This is a genomic window from Vibrio rhodolitus (assembly GCF_003350325.1).
Taxonomy (GTDB): Bacteria; Pseudomonadota; Gammaproteobacteria; order Enterobacterales; family Vibrionaceae; genus Vibrio; species Vibrio rhodolitus.
On the sequence record NZ_QLYZ01000003.1, the window covers coordinates 222,180 to 238,120 of the forward strand.

Here is a 15,941-nt window from a genome sequence, read left to right on the forward strand (position 1 = left end):
TATATTTGCAGTTAGGACGTAATAAGGACTGTTATGAATATTGAGCACTTGAAGTTATTTGTGCGCTTGGCTTCAACTCACAACATTAGTATGGCGGGGCAAGAGCTAGGTTTATCACCGGCAGTGGCAAGTGCCCACATTAATAAACTGGAAGAAGGCTTGGGTGTGCGTTTAGTGCATCGCACCACACGTAAAGTCTCGCTGACTCAAGAAGGGGAAGCTTTTCTCCCGCATGCCGAAGATGTGCTCGCCAGTGTCGACGCTGCAAAAGGTGCAATAGGCGTCGGTCAAGCCTCACCAAGTGGCACGCTGCGTGTGACAACGCCTGCCTCTTTTGGGCGTATGCATTTGATGCCAGCATTAAAAAACTTCCTTCAAGCTTACCCTGAGTTAAGTGTTGATTTGCGCTTTTCTGATTCAGTATTGGATCTGGTTGAAGGTGGGTTTGATGTGGCGATTCGTATCTCGGAGTTGAAAGACTCAAGTTTAGTTGCGAAGAAGATTGCAGGCGACCCACGCATTGTCTGCGCATCACCAGAGTACCTCGCAAAGTATGGTACGCCACAGCACCCAAGTGAGTTAGTCGAGCATAATTGCGTACTGCTTATGGGGATGGATCACTGGTCATTTGAAACCCCGCAGGGCGTAGTTGCCATCAAAGCGAAAGGCAGTATCCGGGTTGATAATGGTGATGCGATGCGTGATGCGACCAGCGATGGGCTTGGTATCTCAATCAACTCTAAATGGAGCGTTTACCAAGAGATAGCGAGCGGCAAACTGGTGCAAATACTGCAAGACTACCCACTGACTTCGAATGCGGCTATTTGGGCTCTTTATCCAAGCTCGCGCTTAATGGCCCCCAAAGTACGTGCATTTATCGACTACTTTGCCGACTTTTATGGCAATCCACCTTATTGGGAGAATAAGTAGAATTAAAACAATCCCTTCAAATGAAGGGATTGTTTTAGCAGCATGACTACCAAGAGAAGGTCTGAATCACATTATCTTTTGCCATCGGGTTGTTTTTGATTGCCCCGTTAACATTGGCAAGGAACCAATCGCGTGAATCAAGCAAGTAGCCTTTATGTTGAATCAAGTTATTGCCATGGTCGCCCCAATAGAAGGTATCGATATTGAGGTTTTCAAGCAGGTATTTCTCTTCTTCAAGCACCTGCATTTGGCTTGGCATGATAAAGCGCCCAGCTTGAACATCGCGCTCCATTTCGGTACCAGGCTGAACGGCTAGCGCCATTGGGGCAATATGTTCAGGCTGCATAATGTTTAAGATATCGGTGGTCGCGATAATGTGTTCTTCTGAGCGATCACGCCCACCTAAGCCAAAGATGAACGACAGCAACATCTCAATGCCCGCTTCTTTTGCCATCGCCATCCCTTCAATCGCTTGCTCTGGTGACATGCGTTTTTTGATCTGTTCTAAGATCAAACGATCGCCAGATTCCAACCCTGAATAAGCCATGTTTAAGCCGGCATCAACCAACTCTTTTAGCTCCGCAGGGGTTTTACGGCGGAAGTCATTTAAGCCACTGTAGAGTGAGATTCGCTTGTTCTCAGGGAAGGTCGAGCGCAGCTTATCGAGCACTTTGAGCAGATAATCGGTACGCGCCGCCATTACATTGCCGTCGATAAGGAAAATCGATTCTACATGGGGGTAGATTCGGCGTGCCTCTTCGATGTCTTTAAATACATCTTCAATATCGCGCACTTTAAAGCGTTTATCATCGAACATACTGCAGAAGGTGCAGGTGTTGATGCTGCATCCTAGTGTTACTTGAATCAAGATGCTGCGTGCTTCAATCCATGGTCGATATACTTTGCCCTCATAGTTCATGGTGTTTCTCCGCTTATGGCGCTGGATGAGAATAGAGTCATCTCAGCGAGAACTTGCTAGTTGCCAATCTTGCTTGGCTGTTTCGATGGTTGAAGTGTATCAACTGAATTTTGTGTTGATAATTAGCATTAAAATGGAATGACTTTTTAGTTTTTATTGATAATTGGCGTATCGAAAGCTGAAAGTTGTGATGGAGAGGCGACGATTTCTCAAAATAAAAACACCCAGCCGAAGCTAGGTGTTGTGATTGTCGAGTATTTTTAAGCGGCTAGGCTAAACGAGTAATTAAGCCTTCGATGGTGCTAATTACGTCAGCGACTTTCTGATCGTCAAGGGCTTGGCTATGTGGCTGCGCGAATGCCTCAATGTCATTGTCGTAGTATTTACCATGCGCATCGGCAAACTCGTCAGAGAGCGCTGCTCTTACTAAGATATCTGCGCCAAGACGTAGATCTCCGCCAGCAATACCATAAGCATCTTTAACCATTTTGCTACCCAAGAAGGATTTCGGGTTTACCGAGACAATCATTGGACCGCTGCTTTGATTGGCTAAACCGAGCGCACGAGACCACATGGTTAGGGCAAGTTTACTTTGCGCGTAAGCATCACCATCACCTAACGTTTTTTCACCTTCCAATGCAGCAAGGTTAACAGGTGCTTGCGCCGCAGAAGATAAGTTGACCACGCGACCTGTCTTACCAAGTAGAGGCAGTAACTCTTTGGTTAGGTAGTAAGGCGCGAGGGTATTGACCACAAATCGCACGTCTAAACCTTCTTTGGTTATCGTGTGTGGCGTGCTGTAAACGCCAGCATTGTTGATAAGTACATCAATTTTACCAAAGCGTTCACAAACCTCGGCAATCATGTCGCTAACTGATTTTAGATCTGAGAGATCCGCGGCTATCGATTCAACTTGCGCATCAGCAGAGATTGCGGAGAGCTTAGCGACTGCCTGTTCAATCTTGGCAGGATTACGACCGTGTACAATGACATGATGACCTTGCTCAACCAGCATTGTCGCGGTAACAAAACCGATGCCGTCTGTTGCACCAGTGATCAGGATAACTTTCTGCATAATCAAATTCCTATAAAGATTAAAAACGGTCGTTACGCCAGCGCGTCAACACCTTCAATTAGCGTGTGGTGGCTGATTGAGCCTGCACTACGTCCAGCAAGGTGCGGGGCATATTCAGGGTCTTGCATGAAATCAAGCGCGGCTTGGCGAGATGGCCATTGAATGATAATGCGCAGTGCTGGATTTTCTCTATCACCCTCGAGGCTCTCGTGAACACTGGTTCGAGCGATATATTTACCACCATGCTTTTCAACCAAACGATTTGAGTTTTCAACATAGGCAGGAACCCAATCTTGCTTGGTTGGGGTTACTTCAAGGACCGAGTAGTAAATAGACATCGCCGTTCTCCTATAAATGGGCTGTATTTAGGATAGTCGATTGAACTTAGATGATAAGTAGCAGATTTTAGGAAAGACTTTTTAGATTTGGTTGAAGATAGAGTTTTTAGTTTGCTTTGCGCTATTCAAGAAAAAAGCCAGCGGGGGAGCTGGCTTTGATCTTTCATTCGCAGATTCTGCGTTGAGCTTAGCGATTTGGGACTAGTTAGTGGCTAGTTGAACCGCTTGCTCTTTTTTTGCCTTGTTGTAACGCACCTTTTTAAGAGCGATAGCAACCGCGGCAGTGGTTACTACACCAATTGCCATAGCAAGTAGTGCCAGTAATGGTTTGTTGAATGCACCCAGTAGAACCACGATAGGACCACCGTGCGCAACACTACAAGTTAGACCGAACATAAAGCCAAGCACACACGCGACAGCAGAGCCGATCATGTTCGCAGGGATAACGGTAAATGGGTCACGCGCGGCAAATGGAATTGCACCTTCAGAGATACCGACCATGCCCATTGCTGTCGCTGCTTTGGCGTTTTCGACTTCTTCACCTTCAAATAGCTTCATGCGGCTACCTACAAATGCAGCAAGTGCCATGCCTAGTGGTGCTACAGGAATTGCAGCGGCTTGCGCGCCCATAAATTGGGTTTGACCTTCAGCAATAAGACCCACACTGAATAGGAACGCCACCTTACCAAATGGACCACCCATGTCGAAACCTTGCATCAAACCAATCACCAAACCGATAAGAATCACGTTACCGGTAGACAGGTTTGCAAGTACGTTGTTCATGGTTTCCATGATGTCAGCGATAGGCGCGCCGATAACAAAGATAAAGACAGCAGCAATAAACAGTGAGCCAGCGATTGGTGCGATCATAATTGGTACTAGTGGCTGAATCATCTTCGAGTAGTTAAAGCTAACAATCCACTTAACGAAGTAACCGACTAATAGACCCGCGATAATCGCGCCAATAAAGCCAGTACCCGCATCCGCATTGTAGAAAGAGCCGTTGTTGGCAATCCAGCCGCCAATCATGCCCGGAGCAAGACCTGGGCGGTCGGCAATTGCGTAAGCGATATAACCCGCAAGAATGGGGATCATCAAGGTGAAACCAACCACACCGACATCGAGGATCTTATTCCAGAAGCTGCCTTGAGGAATCGCAAGACCACCCGGTGTTGGTTCACCGCCAATCGCTAGTGATAGCGCGATCAAGATACCGCCTACCACAACGAACGGGATCATGTGTGATACACCATTCATCAAGTATTTGTAGAGATCTTTCCCGCTGCCACCTGGGCTGGTTGTCGCCTGCGCTGAGCTTGTTTTACCGTCACCTTCATATAAAGGCGCTTCCAGTGCTTGTTCAATTAAAGATTTCGATTCCTTAATCGCTTTTTTAACCCCGGTGATCACCACGCGTTTACCTTTAAAGCGGTTAAGGTCGACTTGTTTGTCACATGCCACCACAATCGCATCAGCACGTTCAATTTCTTCAGCCGTTGGTACGTTTTTCACGCCCACTGAGCCGTTGGTTTCCACTTTGCACTCATAGCCCATTTCAGCCGCGGCATTTTCAATGCCTTCAGCCGCAAGGTAAGTATGCGCCACGCCAACCGGGCAGCCAGTGACACCGATAATAAAGCCTTTGCTTGCTGACGCTTGCACGGGTTCGACTTTTTCTTCTGCGGTCAGTAGTGCAAGTGCTTCTTCGTTGGTTTGTGCATTACGCAGGTTTTCTAGAAAAGTGGGTTCAACGATTTTAGAAGAAAGCTCAGCTAATACTTCAACATGGAAATTGCTGGCCTTCTCTGGTGAAGCAATCATAAAGAACAGATTCGATGGTTGACCATCTTCTGCGCCATATTCGATGCCGTGCTTGCTGATGCCGACTGCAATAGCCGGTGACATTACAGCTGAACTTTTAGCGTGTGGCAGCGCAATGCCATCTTCAAAACCTGTGTTGCCGGTTTCTTCACGTGCCCATACATCTTTTACAAATTGCTGGTGGTCAGACACTTTTCCCGCATCGACAAGCACTTGCGCTAGCTCATTAAATACCGATTCTTTGTCGGTAGCAGTCAAATCGAGTTTGATTAGCTGCGTATTGAGGATCTCATTCATCATAGTGTGGATCTCTTTGTGTAGGGTTTGAATTTATGTATTTACAAATTTAAGTAAATCTTAGTGATGCATTTGTTAGTTAAGATTGATCTAAATCAGTATATTGACCGAGTTAAGGCTTATTTGTAGGGAAGTGTGAGGTGGGTAACGAATGTTCAGTGGTTCGGGTTTGAGCAAGCTCACGTTTTAACTTGTACTGTCAAGTTGTAGGGAGAGTAGAGAGAACTGAGAGTTGAGAAGCGAGATAGATGAGAGGGGAGAGTTGAGAAATTAGAAGAGAGAGCAGGGGGAAAGAAGAATTGAGAGGTGAGAAATGAGATAAAAGGGAAGAATTAAGAAGAGAGATACGAGGATGGGTACGTTGATAAAAAAGCACAGCTATACATCTCGCATAGCTGCGCTAAGGTTTTGATTATCGAATAGAAACTGTGGTTAAGTCATTGGAAACTAAGGTTTCTATTGTGTATTGCGCCAATACCGAATGGAGCAAATAGACATTGTGTTTTATCGATAAACAGAGGTGGTTTGGCTCAACGCGAAGTAAAAATGCTTCTTGCTCGTTAAGGATTTTTCCTGAAATGGTTTTCGCGTCGTGGCTGATATTATGCCCTGCTTGCTGTTCGATATAGGTCAGAACTGACTGTTCACAATGGCTTTCGCTAAAATCTGGGAACAAGCTTTTTGGCATCCAGGTTTCTTCTAAAATTGCAGGCTCACCGTTGATAATGCGCATACGCTTAAAGTGATGCAGCTTTGCGCCAACCTCAATGCGGAACTTGTCTGCTAAGGCTTGGTCTGCCTTGACTGAGGCGAACTGCAACACAATATTTTTCAGGTCGGTATCTTTGTTTATACGCTCAGAAATACTGGTTAAGTTGTTGTCTTGATAGAACTCTGGTGGGTTTACAAAGATGCCAGAGCCTTGTCTTGAGTGAAGAAATGACTCCTGCTTAAGTTTGTCGATCGCCTTTCTAAGAGTAGGGCGACTAACCCCAAACTGACTGGATAACGCGTGCTCGCCATCGAGCTGAGACCAAGCAGGGTAAAGACCGCTGACGATGTCGCTTTTGATTGCCTGATAAACTTCAACGTACTTCATAACGCAACTTATAACTTTACAAATAGTGGGTTATAGCCAGCAAAAAACAGACCTGTTAACACATATAAACCAGATGTTTTTCGCGGCTGAACCATTAATGCTGAGGATGTTAGCAGAAATTAGGGTAAGAAAACAAAGCGATTAGTTCGTTTTTGTAACCCATGATCAAGATCATCATTTTTGGAAAAGTCATATTATTTGTATTTACATATTTTAAGTGTGGATTTATGGTTAGCTCATAAAGATAACGAGGAGCCCTACCATGTCATCCAAAATCGAGAACAACCCAAGCCAAGTTGATGTAAACAAGAAGATCCCATGTGAGAAGCCTGCCAGTGTGCAGCTAAATATCATGGAGGCGTACACTCGTGCCCATCATAATGAAAGTAACGTTTATCAGCGTGAAGTTGCCTGTTTGTCAGAGCTTTACCCAGTTCTATTTAGACAACTAGAAGCAGAAGACTGCGTGGTGGGACGTTTAGATGCTTTGCCAATCGGTTTTGGTAGCGTGACCTCGGTAGGCGGTGTCGGTCACTACTGTAACTTTGACAAACTAGAAGCGTTTAAAAGTGAGCTTGATGAGAGCGATCATGCTCGCGTCGACGAGCTACTTAGCTACTGGCAAGATCGCGATACACGCTCTATCTACTTCCGCCAAACGTTAACCAAAACCACGCTAGGTAAGTTTGTTGACGTTAATTACCCAGCGATTGCGACTGCACGTTTGAGCGGTATGTACCTTGATTACAACACCTTGATCGACAATGGCATCAACGGCATGCGTGCGCGCATCAAAGACCAATTAGCAGCCGCGAAACAGGTAGGTGATGAAAAGGCAATTTCACTACATACGGCGTTTTTAGGCTGCTTCGATATTGTCGAGCGCGTGATTGATTTTCATATCAAGCTTTGCGCACAAGAGTTAGAGCGTACGAGCGATCTAACGCGCAAGCATCAGATGAATGATTTGATTGATGCGTTAAATGCGATTCGCACCGATAAGCCACAAACTTTCTTGCAAGGTATTCAGCTTTCATGGCTTTACAGCTTGTGTTCTGGGGTGGTGAACTTCGGTCGTATGGATGATTACCTTGGTGATTTGCTGGTGGGCGATCTTGAGGCTGGGCGCATTACTGAACGCCAAGCGATCAACTACATTCGCTCTCACTATCGCTTAATTGAAGCGCGTAAAACCACGGTTAACGGCCGTGTTGTGGTCGGTGGTTTAGGTCGTCGTAACCCAGACAATGCCGATGTTTACTGCAAACTTGCCATTCAAGCGGTGCGTGAGAATAAAGATACTGAGCCACAATTTACCTTACGTATCTACAAAGGCATGAATCAAGCGGTTTACCAAGATGCGCTCGATGCGATTGGTGAAGGCTTAACTTACCCAATTTTGTACAACGATGACGTTAACGTGCCTGCGGTAATGAACTCGATGCAGATCTCGCAAAGCGATGCTGAGCATTATGTGCCGTTTGGCTGTGGTGAGTTTGTCTTGTCAGGCAAAAGTGTCGGCACGCCAAATACCTGTATCAATATTCTAAAGATTCTCAATATCGCCCTGACTGGCGGTACCGATTTCTGGGATGGACAGGATAAAAGCGGTGGCACAGCCCTGCTACAGCCAGAGCAAATCACTTGCTTTGATGATGTAATGCAAAACTACAAAGACTTGCTCGATTACTACATCGAACTGACCTCAAATGCACAATCATTCTCGTACAAGGTGATGAACCAAGAAGTCGGTTTCTTGTTTACTAGTATCTTGACGGATGACTGTATCGGTCGCAGCAAAGCGCTATTAGATGGCGGGGTGTATAAGCTTGGCGGCACCAACGAAACTTACGGTAACACCAATGCGTATGACTCATTGGCGGCGATCAAGAAAGTTATCTTTGAAGATAACAAATACAGTTACACCGATCTGATTCAAGCGCTTAAGGTTAACTTCGACGGTTATGACCGCATGAAGTATGACTTAATCAATGCGCCAAAGTTTGGTAACGACGATGCCTATGTGGATGACATTGCCGTCGAGATGCACGAATACATCTGTAACGGCATTAAGGATTCGGCAGCCAAAGTAGGCATGGACAGTTACCTAGTGGTGATCATCAATAACCAAGTGAACACTGAGTGGGGACGTGCAACCAGTGCTTCTGCCGATGGTCGTCACCGTGGCGTTTACATGAGTAATGCCAATAACCCGCAAAGTGGTGCCGATAAGAATGGTCCAACAGCGATGCTGAACTCATTAGTGAAGCTTAAAGCTGAAGTTCACGCCGGCTCAGTACAGAACATGAAGTTCAGCAAAAACATGTACCAAAACAAGCGCATGATTGTTGAAGCGCTGCTTGATGGCTACTTTGAGCAAGGCGGTCCACAGATCATGGTCAGTGTTGTCGGTAAAGGGGAGCTAGAAGATGCCTACCACAACCCAGAGAAATACCCGAACTTAGTCGTTCGTGTCGGTGGTTTTAGTGCCAAGTTCGTTAACCTCGATAAAGACGTGCAGCTAGAAATCTTAAACCGCACGCTTAACGACTAACTCTCGAATAAATAACACTAGAATTGGGGTGACTAGGCTTTTTGGGTCACCCTCTTTTTCTCGCTTTGATTTCATTGAGGCTCGCTATGCCAACCAACCCTGCTACCAATCAAACCACGGCGACCACTGCCACCCAACCACTGGGTATTGTATTTGATATTCAAAAATTCAGTGTCAATGATGGTCCGGGCGTGCGCACCGCTGTGTTTATGAAAGGCTGTCAAATGAAGTGCTTGTGGTGTCATAACCCTGAATCACTGAGTGGTAAAAAGCAGTTAGCCTTTAATGCGCAAAAATGCATTGGTTGTCGCAGCTGTGAGCAAGTCTGCCCTAATGGTGTTCACAGTTTTACCGAGCAAGGGCTGCATTTAGTCGACTTTGACGCTTGCCAAGCGTGTGGGTTGTGCGTTGATGCCTGTATGCAGGACGCGCTAAAAATCTACGGCAGAGAAATGTCAGTCGATGCAGTATTTGCCGAAGTGATTAAAGACAAAGTCTACTTTGATAAATCAGGCGGCGGCATTACGCTGTCTGGTGGCGAGGCGTTAAAGCAGTTTGATTTCTGTTTAGCGCTGGCGAAAAAGTGCAAGCAGCATGGTATTCATGTTTGCATTGAAACCAATGGTGCGTCTAAAGCAGACCATTACCGCGACATTGCCCCGTATGTGGATCTGTTTTTGTTTGACTATAAGGCGACTGGCGACACGCTACATAAACAACTTACCGGTATGACGCGTAAGCTAGTCGATGCCAACCTTAAGCTGTTAAACGAGATTGGCGCACAGGTGATTTTACGCTGCCCGATCATCCCTGGCTATAACCTCTCCGAACAACACTTCGCTGCAATCGCGCACCTTGGCGAGTCGATGGCAAATATTCAGAAGGTGGAAGTGCTGCCGTATCATAATTTTGGTAAAGGCAAAGCGACCGAGATTGGGCGTGAATACAGCGTTGAAGCCGAACTTCCTGAGGATGAGTTGGTTAATCAGTGGCTTGAGAAGATCAGAAGTTATGGGGAGGTTGAGGTGACGTTGAGTTAAGTTGGAGTTTGTTTTTTAGTGTCAACATACTCTCGGCTGAGTATTGCTGTATGTCCCGCTTATTGCTTATGCGTCTCTTCTTGGCTTCCTTGTAAGCGGTCCAGTTACTCTTTGTCTTGCCAAAGAGTAACCAGAAAGGCGCTTTTGTATTACGCTCGCTGTCCGGTCGGTTTTAGGCGTTCCCGACGCCGAAAACCTAAAAATGCGTCCTGCATTTTTACCTAGTTAAGTGCTGAACTAGAACATTGCCGTTCTTGAATATGCGGGAATCTCTCGTTTTTATAGCTATTTAGTGGCGGCATATTTGGTATGTCCCGCTTATTGCTTATGGGCATCTTCTTGGCATACTCGTAAGCGGTCCAGTTACTCTTTGCCTTGCCAAAGAGTAACCAGAAAGGCGTTCTTGTGCGCAGTTGTTGTGCGGTCGGTTTTAGGCGTTCCTGACACCGAAAACCTAACAATGCGTCCTGCATTTTTACCTAGTTAAGCGCTGAACTAAAACATTGTCATTCTCGCGAATGCGGGAATCTCGCTTTTGTAAGTTGTAGTGCAATTAACTTTCAAATGAAAGCTTGTTGCCAAAGGTTTCTTTCCAGTCTTTATCGAACTGTTCAACAGCAGGTTTTACTGCTGGGTGCGCGAACATTTGCGCTGCCACATCGGTCGGTAGCGTAATCGCTTCGATGCCCAGTTTCATCACCTCCATCGCTTGTTGAGTGTTCTTGAAGCTGGCTGCCAAAATCTTCGCTGGTAGTTGGTTTTGATCGAGCAACAATTGAAGATCCGCGACCACTTCAACACCGTTGCCGTTCATCGCATCAATGCGGTTTACGTAAGGTGCTAGGTAGTCTGCACCGCACAGTGCTGCAAGGAACCCTTGTTGAGCTGAATAGATAGCCGTAGCAAGAACCTGAATTCCCTCTTTTTTCATTAGCTTAATTGCAGCTAAGCCGGTTTCTGTTGCTGGCACTTTTACCACCATATCGTAAGGCAATTCATTCAGTTGGCGCGCTTCTGCCACCATACCTTCGACAGTTGAACTCACGACTTGCGCGTGAAAGCGAGGTGTACCACCAAGTGCTTCTTGCATGCCTGCTAGGGTTTCATTCAGTCCCTGTTTTGACTTCGCCAGAATGCTTGGGTTTGTCGTCACGCCTTTTAGCGGTAGGCACTGGTTAAAGCGTTTTACTTCTGCCACATCAGCAGTATCTAAATAAAGTTCAATCATGGTTTCTACCTTAAACAAAATCTTGGTTTTGATGATGGGATCACTATAGATCTGACAATCGAACGAGATCTTGATTTTGATCAATTGAAATTTCATTTGAAACTATAATAATTTCATTAAATGAAAGTTAAGTGAAACTTATGAACACTCAAGTGAAGCTTTCAGTACGCACAAACAAAAGCCGTTTATAAGACTTAACCAGCAAGAACCAGATTAAGAAAACAGCGGTAGCACAGACCAAGAGGCAAGCAGAGATGTATTTCAATATTCAACGATTCTCTACCCATGATGGCGATGGCATTCGTTCCATTCTTTTTCTTAAAGGATGCAGCTTGTCTTGCCCTTGGTGTCAAAACCCAGAAAGCCGCAGCGAAAAGCATTCACTGCTGTTTGATCAGCGAAGCTGTATGGAAGGTTGCCAGCTGTGCGTTTCTGCTTATCAAGCCACAACTCAATCCAGAGCGGATAGTGAAACGGTGAGCGATGGTATTCAACGCATCGACAACCAGATCATCATCAATCGCAAAGCCATCAAAGAAGACCAACTGATCGCGCTGCGAGACGTCTGTCCTACGCAAGCACTGACTGTCTGCGGTGAAGAGGCGAAATTAGACATGTTGTTCGACACCTTGATGAAAGACAAACCTTTCTACGACCAAAGCCAAGGTGGTGTGACCTTCTCCGGTGGTGAGCCACTCATGCAAGCCGATTTGGTAGCAGAGCTCGCACAGCGTCTGCATGACAACCAAGTCTCTACCGCTATTGAATCGTGCATGCATGTGCCGTGGAAGAACGTCGAAAAAGCCGCGCCGCATATTGATTGCTGGTTGGCGGATTTAAAACACACTGATGAAGAAAAGTTTCTTAGCTGGGCGAAAGGTTCACTAAAACGCATCAAAGACAATTTCCGAAAACTGGCACCTATCGCGAAACGCATTGTGATTCGCGTTCCCGTTGTGCCGGGGTTCAATGACACCATCGAAGAGTTGAAAGACATCATCGATTTTGCGGCTTCACTAGAAAGCTGCCAAGAACTTCACTTGCTGCCGTACCACACGCTCGGCATCAATAAATACCGTTTGCTCGATATGCCTTACGAGTGTTCTGACAAGCCATTAAACAAACCAGAACTGCTAGAAAGCGCCATGCAATACGCAAGCGAAAACACCCAACTTAACGTGATTGTAAGAGGTTAACTATGGACCTGAATTACCTTCCTGAGCGTATCAAAGCGCACAAATCGGCACTGGTAAATATCGTAACGCCACCTGTCTGTACCGAGCGTGCAGAGGCATACACTCGTGCTTATCAAGCAAACGAAGACAAACCTGTGATTGTCCAACGTGCGCTAGCACTGCAAGAGCACTTACGCACTCGTACGATTTGGATTAAACACGATGAGTTGATCGTCGGTAACCAAGCGAGCAAAGTACGCGCTGCGCCTATTTTCCCAGAATACACAGTGCGTTGGATTGAAGCGGAAATTGATGAGCTAGCCGACCGTCCTGGTGCAGGCTTTGCTGTTACTGAAGAAGATAAGCAAAGCATCCACAGCATCACACCGTATTGGCGCGGTAAAACTGTTCAAGACCGTTGTTATGGTTTGTTTACTGATGAGCAGCAAGAAATCTTAGCCAGCACCATCATTAAAGCCGAAGGCAACATGACTTCGGGTGACGCGCACCTTGCGGTGGATAACGAGAAAATCTTGAAGCTAGGCATGAACGGTTTGCTAGAGGATGTTCGTCAGCACCGTGCTAACAATGATGTTTCGACCTTTGAAGGCTTGAAGAAAGAGCAGTTCTACAAATCAGTCGAAATCGTGCTGCTTGCGATTCAAGATCACATGGTGAGCTACGCTGAATTGGCGGCAAAAATGGCGCTAGAAGAGACGCGCCCCCTACGCAAAGCTGAATTAGAAAGCATTGCTGCAAACTGTCGTCATGTAGCAAGCCACGCACCAGAAAACTTCTGGCAAGCACTGCAATTGAGCTACTTTGTTCAGTTGATGCTACAAATCGAATCGAATGGTCACTCGGTTTCTTTCGGTCGTATGGACCAATTCCTAAACGAATTTTATGTTCGCGATATCGAAAACGGTGCGATTGAAAAAGACTTTGCACTAGAGCTTTTACAAAGCTGCTGGTTGAAGCTGCTTGAAGTAAACAAGATTCGCTCTGGCGCGCACTCAAAAGCATCGGCAGGTTCTCCTCTCTACCAAAACGTCTGTATCGGCGGTCAGAAGTTGAATGAAAAGGGGGAGCCAGAAGACGCAGTGAATCCTCTTTCTTGGGCGATTCTGGAATCTTGTGGTCAACTGCGTTCGACGCAACCTAACTTGAGTGTGCGTTACCACGAAGGTTTGAACCAAGAGTTCTTAATGGGTTGTATCGAAGTGATTAAATGCGGATTCGGTATGCCAGCGTTCAACAACGATGAGATTGTTATTCCTGAATTCATCAAGCTTGGCGTAGAGAAAGAAGACGCTTACAACTACGCCTCTATCGGCTGTATCGAGACTGCGGTTCCGGGCAAATGGGGTTATCGTTGCACGGGCATGAGCTTTATTAACTTCGCTCGTATCCTGCTCGCGGCACTTAACGAAGGTGTGGATGCAACAACGGGTAAAGCTTTCTTGCCACACGATAAGTCATTAGCAAAAGGCAACTTTGACAACTTTGAGCAAGTGACGGCTTCTTGGGCAGAGCAAATCCGCTACTACACCCGCAAATCGATTGAGATTGATACCGTAGTCGACAGCGTGCTTGAACAGCAAGCACAAGACATCTTCTGTTCAACGCTGGTGGATGACTGTTTGGCTCGCGGTAAAACCGTGAAAGAAGGCGGTGCGAAATACGACTGGGTATCTGGCTTGCAAGTTGGTATCGCCAACTTGGGTAACAGCCTAGCAGCAATCAAACACCTTGTTTTCGATGATGCGCAAATCACCCAACCACAGCTGGCAAAAGCATTGGCAGAAGATTTCGACGGCATGGAGAACGAACAGCTTCGCCAACGTCTTATCAACTTTGCACCAAAATACGGTAACGATGATGACGCAGTAGACCAACTACTGGCAGACGCGTACCAAGTGTACATTGATGAGCTAGAGCAGTTCGTTAATACGCGTCATGGGCGCGGTCCAATTGGTGGCGGTTACTACGCCGGTACATCAAGTATCTCAGCAAACGTCCCATTTGGTGCTTCAACCATGGCAACGCCAGACGGTCGCAAAGCGAAAACGCCATTGGCAGAGGGGGCAAGCCCGTCGTCTGGCTCAGACCGTTTAGGTCCAACGGCAGTGTACAACTCAGTGGGTAAGATCCAAGCGAATAAAATCCTTGGTGGCGTGCTGCTTAACCAGAAATTAAGCCCGGCAGCAGTTGCTTCTGAAGGGGATAAGCTCAAGCTTTCTATGTTGATTCGTACCTTCTTCAACCACCACAAAGGCTGGCATGTGCAGTACAACATCGTTTCTCGTGAGACCTTGTTAGCGGCTAAGAAGAACCCAGAGCAATATCGTGATCTCGTTGTGCGAGTGGCAGGCTACTCAGCTTTCTTCACCGCGCTATCACCAGATGCGCAAGACGACATCATTGCACGTACGGAACATAAGTTGTAATTGAAGTTTCACTTGAGTTTCAAATGAAAGAAAGAGGCATTATACTGGTGCCTCTTTTTTCTTTTCCCGAGTGATTGTTATGAACCCAAGACAAAATGAAATTCTACAGATAGTGAATGAGCGCAAGCGCGTTCAGGTAACCGAACTGTCAGATTTGATTGGTGTCTCGGGAGTGACCATTCGCCAAGACCTTAACTTTCTTGAGCAAGAGGGTTACCTCAAACGCGTTCATGGCGCTGCAATGGCTTTGCAAAGTGATGATATCGATAGCCGTTTAGAAGTGCGATTTGATATTAAGCAAGCACTAGCCAACAAAGCGGCAGACTTGGTTAAAGCGAATGAAACCGTGTTGATCGAAGGGGGCAGTGCTAATGCCTTGTTGGCGCGCACATTGGCAGAGCGCGGTGATGTGACCATTATTACTCCGTCTGCATACATTGCCCATTTAATCCGCAATACTTCGGCGAACATCATTTTGCTTGGTGGTGTCTATCAACATCAAGGTGAGAGCCTGGTTGGTCCGCTGACCAAACTGTGTATCGAGAATATCCATTTTAGTACCGCATTTTTAGGTGTAGATGGGTTTCATCAAGATACCGGCTTTACCAGCCGCGATATGATGCGCGCAGATATTGCAGCAACGATTTTGGCGAAAAGCCGCCGTAATATCATTCTGACGGACTCAAGTAAGTTTGGTCAGATTTATCCATCTACGATTGGTCACACCAACCAAATTTCGATTTTGCTGACAGATAACCGTTTACCGGAGAGTGATTTGCACTATTTGCAAGGGCATGGTGTGGAAGTGATTCTTGGTTAATGGGAAAACCGCGAGTATCGCGGTTTTTTTATGTCAGTTGGAGTGGTGGTATGTCCCGCTTATTACTCATGAGGATTTCATTAGCTTATTCATAAGCGGTCCAATTACTCTTTGTCTTGCCAAAGAGTAATCAGAAAGGCGCTCTTGTATTGCGCTTGCTGCCCGGCCGGTTTTTACCCGTCCTACTTGAAGATGCTA

The 15,941-nt window shown here is 46.2% G+C and carries 12 protein-coding genes; 6 read left to right on the top strand and 6 right to left on the bottom strand.

Going from position 1 to position 15,941, the window contains the following annotated elements; translation table 11 throughout:
* Positions 1 to 33: 33 nt before the first annotated feature.
* Complete coding sequence (locus DPF93_RS04595; protein WP_114765038.1) at positions 34 to 930, top strand: LysR family transcriptional regulator; 897 nt, start codon at positions 34 to 36, stop codon at positions 928 to 930.
* Positions 931 to 976: 46 nt separating this feature from the next.
* Here the strand turns inward: DPF93_RS04595 and DPF93_RS04600 are convergent, their stop codons facing one another.
* The 5 genes from DPF93_RS04600 to DPF93_RS04620 all read right to left on the bottom strand — a co-directional run bounded on the left by DPF93_RS04600 (position 977) and on the right by DPF93_RS04620 (position 6,479).
* A complete protein-coding gene (locus DPF93_RS04600) occupies positions 977 to 1,849 on the bottom strand; it encodes a B12-binding domain-containing radical SAM protein (RefSeq protein WP_114765039.1) in 873 nt (290 codons plus the stop codon).
* Positions 1,850 to 2,117: 268 nt separating this feature from the next.
* Complete coding sequence (locus DPF93_RS04605; protein ID WP_114765040.1) at positions 2,118 to 2,924, bottom strand: SDR family NAD(P)-dependent oxidoreductase; 807 nt, start codon at positions 2,922 to 2,924, stop codon at positions 2,118 to 2,120.
* A gap of 32 nt (positions 2,925 to 2,956) precedes the next feature.
* Positions 2,957 to 3,262 (bottom strand): DUF1330 domain-containing protein, encoded by a 306-nt coding sequence (locus DPF93_RS04610; RefSeq protein ID WP_114765041.1) that lies wholly within the window; start codon positions 3,260 to 3,262, stop codon positions 2,957 to 2,959.
* A 201-nt stretch (positions 3,263 to 3,463) separates the two neighbouring features.
* Complete coding sequence (locus tag DPF93_RS04615; protein WP_114765042.1) at positions 3,464 to 5,383, bottom strand: PTS fructose transporter subunit IIABC; 1,920 nt, start codon at positions 5,381 to 5,383, stop codon at positions 3,464 to 3,466.
* 409 nt (positions 5,384 to 5,792) lie between these two features.
* Positions 5,793 to 6,479 carry a GntR family transcriptional regulator gene (locus DPF93_RS04620; RefSeq protein ID WP_114765043.1) on the bottom strand — a complete coding sequence of 229 codons (687 nt, stop codon included), beginning with the start codon at positions 6,477 to 6,479 and terminating at the stop codon, positions 5,793 to 5,795.
* Positions 6,480 to 6,741: 262 nt separating this feature from the next.
* Here DPF93_RS04620 and DPF93_RS04625 point away from each other — a divergent pair, with 262 nt between their 5' ends.
* Positions 6,742 to 9,033 carry a pyruvate formate lyase family protein gene (locus DPF93_RS04625; protein ID WP_114765044.1) on the top strand — a complete coding sequence of 764 codons (2,292 nt, stop codon included), beginning with the start codon at positions 6,742 to 6,744 and terminating at the stop codon, positions 9,031 to 9,033.
* Between the two features lie 86 nt (positions 9,034 to 9,119).
* Positions 9,120 to 10,073 (top strand): glycyl-radical enzyme activating protein, encoded by a 954-nt coding sequence (locus tag DPF93_RS04630; protein WP_114765045.1) that lies wholly within the window; start codon positions 9,120 to 9,122, stop codon positions 10,071 to 10,073.
* Between the two features lie 553 nt (positions 10,074 to 10,626).
* Here the strand turns inward: DPF93_RS04630 and DPF93_RS04635 are convergent.
* Positions 10,627 to 11,301 (bottom strand): fructose-6-phosphate aldolase, encoded by a 675-nt coding sequence (locus DPF93_RS04635; protein WP_114765161.1) that lies wholly within the window; start codon positions 11,299 to 11,301, stop codon positions 10,627 to 10,629.
* A gap of 254 nt (positions 11,302 to 11,555) precedes the next feature.
* Between DPF93_RS04635 and DPF93_RS04640 the strand changes: the two genes are divergently transcribed.
* From DPF93_RS04640 to DPF93_RS04650, 3 genes are all read left to right on the top strand, one after another.
* Positions 11,556 to 12,497, top strand: a complete 942-nt coding sequence (locus DPF93_RS04640; protein WP_114765046.1) for a glycyl-radical enzyme activating protein — start codon at positions 11,556 to 11,558, stop codon at positions 12,495 to 12,497.
* Positions 12,498 to 12,499: 2 nt separating this feature from the next.
* Positions 12,500 to 14,923 (top strand): formate C-acetyltransferase/glycerol dehydratase family glycyl radical enzyme, encoded by a 2,424-nt coding sequence (locus DPF93_RS04645; protein ID WP_114765047.1) that lies wholly within the window; start codon positions 12,500 to 12,502, stop codon positions 14,921 to 14,923.
* 79 nt (positions 14,924 to 15,002) lie between these two features.
* Positions 15,003 to 15,743, top strand: a complete 741-nt coding sequence (locus DPF93_RS04650; protein WP_114765162.1) for a DeoR/GlpR family DNA-binding transcription regulator — start codon at positions 15,003 to 15,005, stop codon at positions 15,741 to 15,743.
* Positions 15,744 to 15,941: the final 198 nt, after the last annotated feature.

Bases quoted from the DNA above. Each gene is read 5' to 3' on its own strand.
- DPF93_RS04595 (WP_114765038.1), top strand. From the start codon at position 34: ATGAATATTGAGCACTTGAAGTTATTTGTGCGCTTGGCTTCAACTCAC.
- DPF93_RS04600 (WP_114765039.1), bottom strand. From the start codon at position 1,849: ATGAACTATGAGGGCAAAGTATATCGACCATGGATTGAAGCACGCAGC.
- DPF93_RS04605 (WP_114765040.1), bottom strand. From the start codon at position 2,924: ATGCAGAAAGTTATCCTGATCACTGGTGCAACAGACGGCATCGGTTTT.
- DPF93_RS04610 (WP_114765041.1), bottom strand. From the start codon at position 3,262: ATGTCTATTTACTACTCGGTCCTTGAAGTAACCCCAACCAAGCAAGAT.
- DPF93_RS04615 (WP_114765042.1), bottom strand. From the start codon at position 5,383: ATGATGAATGAGATCCTCAATACGCAGCTAATCAAACTCGATTTGACT.
- DPF93_RS04620 (WP_114765043.1), bottom strand. From the start codon at position 6,479: ATGAAGTACGTTGAAGTTTATCAGGCAATCAAAAGCGACATCGTCAGC.
- DPF93_RS04625 (WP_114765044.1), top strand. From the start codon at position 6,742: ATGTCATCCAAAATCGAGAACAACCCAAGCCAAGTTGATGTAAACAAG.
- DPF93_RS04630 (WP_114765045.1), top strand. From the start codon at position 9,120: ATGCCAACCAACCCTGCTACCAATCAAACCACGGCGACCACTGCCACC.
- DPF93_RS04635 (WP_114765161.1), bottom strand. From the start codon at position 11,301: ATGATTGAACTTTATTTAGATACTGCTGATGTGGCAGAAGTAAAACGC.
- DPF93_RS04640 (WP_114765046.1), top strand. From the start codon at position 11,556: ATGTATTTCAATATTCAACGATTCTCTACCCATGATGGCGATGGCATT.
- DPF93_RS04645 (WP_114765047.1), top strand. From the start codon at position 12,500: ATGGACCTGAATTACCTTCCTGAGCGTATCAAAGCGCACAAATCGGCA.
- DPF93_RS04650 (WP_114765162.1), top strand. From the start codon at position 15,003: ATGAACCCAAGACAAAATGAAATTCTACAGATAGTGAATGAGCGCAAG.